The organism is Paenibacillus tabacirhizosphaerae (genome assembly GCF_040812395.1).
Taxonomy (GTDB): Bacteria; Bacillota; Bacilli; order Paenibacillales; family NBRC-103111; genus Paenibacillus_E.
Genome location: NZ_JBFNXH010000064.1, coordinates 1 through 1,617, shown reverse-complemented (window position 1 = coordinate 1,617; position 1,617 = coordinate 1). Strand labels below are relative to the sequence as shown.

Sequence of the window (1,617 nt, the reverse complement as noted above, 5' to 3'; positions counted from 1 at the left end):
GTCCATCAAGAAGCAAAGGCAAAGCCCAAAAGGATCAAAGCCGCGGCGCGGCAACCGGAACGCCTCACCTGCCCTGATGCCGAGAAACAGCTTGTCCGCTGTTGATTCTCCCTGAGCAGGAAGCTACCACCGCCTCTCAAATTCTGAGAGGCGAAAAGCATTCCTGCACCGGAGTCAACTTGGGGGACAAGCCGTTTCTCGGCTCCATCAGGCGCGGTGAGGGCGTTGAGGTTGCCGGAGGCATAACTTTGATCCTTGGTGTTTGCCTGCGCTTCGTGCTCCTAGAAGCGCAGAAAGGGCTGCTTCACCATCGCCTATTACGAAAAGAAGAACCGCCAAGCGATAATCGCAAGGCGGTTGGGTAAGTTTAGTTTCCCTAATCCAATAGATAATGAGGTAGTTGTTCGGAATCTATTTGACTAATTTTTTTAAGTTGATCTTGTAAATTCCAATTATTTGGCTTCTTTGATTCCATAAACCATTTGTTCCCAGATTCAAACCATTCCTTTTTATATATCTCATAGGCGGCTTTGTTAATGTCGTCTACCCCAAACTCAACACCACAACAAGGACAAATTTCATAACTAGGAGACAACCCTTTCTGTGTCCAAGGTGCAAATTTCAGATTTGAGTAACCGCATAAAGTGCAAATATATGACAAAATCGTCTCCTCCTATTTTATTATAGCTTCCCAATAAATTTTGACACTTTCATATCCTTGTTTTGCAATTTTTTCAGGGTCTATCTTATAGTATGTTTCAATTAAATTATTCTTTACAATTACTAGTTCATTAGTAGTTTCGTTTAAGTACAATGAAGCATTATCTCTTACTCGTGAAGCTGCGGTAGTTGCTGAGCTAAATACAGAATTAGCTTTTTGAAGATATTCAGACCTACTAATAAGATTACCAGCAGAGTCAAGGAATTCTCTATTTGTTAATATGTGTTTAGCGTATTTTGTCTCAAAGTTTGCAAAATTTATTAATGATCCTGCTCCACTCCCCCCAGTATACATTCCAATTACTAAATTTTGTGATAGTTCTCTTTCTTTTTTTAATTCTGGGTCATTAAGAAAATTATTAATATCAAATTTAGTTTTAGAGGAACCACTCTCAGGATTGCCTGAACCCGTTCTGTAAGGATTAAACTCTTCATCACCTGGAGCTCTAGTTCCTGTATGATATTGATCACAACCATCGCTTCCACAGTATTCAGGGTCATTTTGGTGTAGTGAATCTGGGGACCAGTTAGTGGTAGATTTATTATCGCACGATCCCACGTGCTGATATATTCCATTGGAACACCAATGTCCTGTTGGGTCAATATTCGTCAAAGGGTTATTATGCACATACGTAAATCTATTCTGGCTCAGTGGATTATCAATCTGCCCTCCAAAGCTGTCCTCGCCTATAAACCGCCCCATACTCGGATCATACCATCTAGCCCGTAGGTATTGCAGCCCAACCTTATCGTCCATCATCTCGCCACTATACTTAAACGGCTGCGGCAGGTTCTCACTTTGGCTTACAATATTCCCAAATATATCGTATGAATATTGGTTTAATCGTGTATTCCCCGTACTATCCCTTAACTCAACCACATCCCCATGACCATTCT

Annotated in this window: 2 protein-coding genes; both read right to left on the bottom strand. The window is 41.2% G+C overall.

Going from position 1 to position 1,617, the window contains the following annotated elements; all coding sequences use genetic code 11:
* Positions 1–376: 376 nt before the first annotated feature.
* Positions 377–661 carry a hypothetical protein gene (locus ABRS97_RS27965; protein ID WP_367819448.1) on the bottom strand — a complete coding sequence of 95 codons (285 nt, stop codon included), beginning with the start codon at positions 659–661 and terminating at the stop codon, positions 377–379.
* Positions 662–673: 12 nt separating this feature from the next.
* The coding region (locus tag ABRS97_RS27960) for an RHS repeat-associated core domain-containing protein (RefSeq protein WP_367819447.1) at positions 674–1,617 on the bottom strand (944 nt) is incomplete at its 5' end.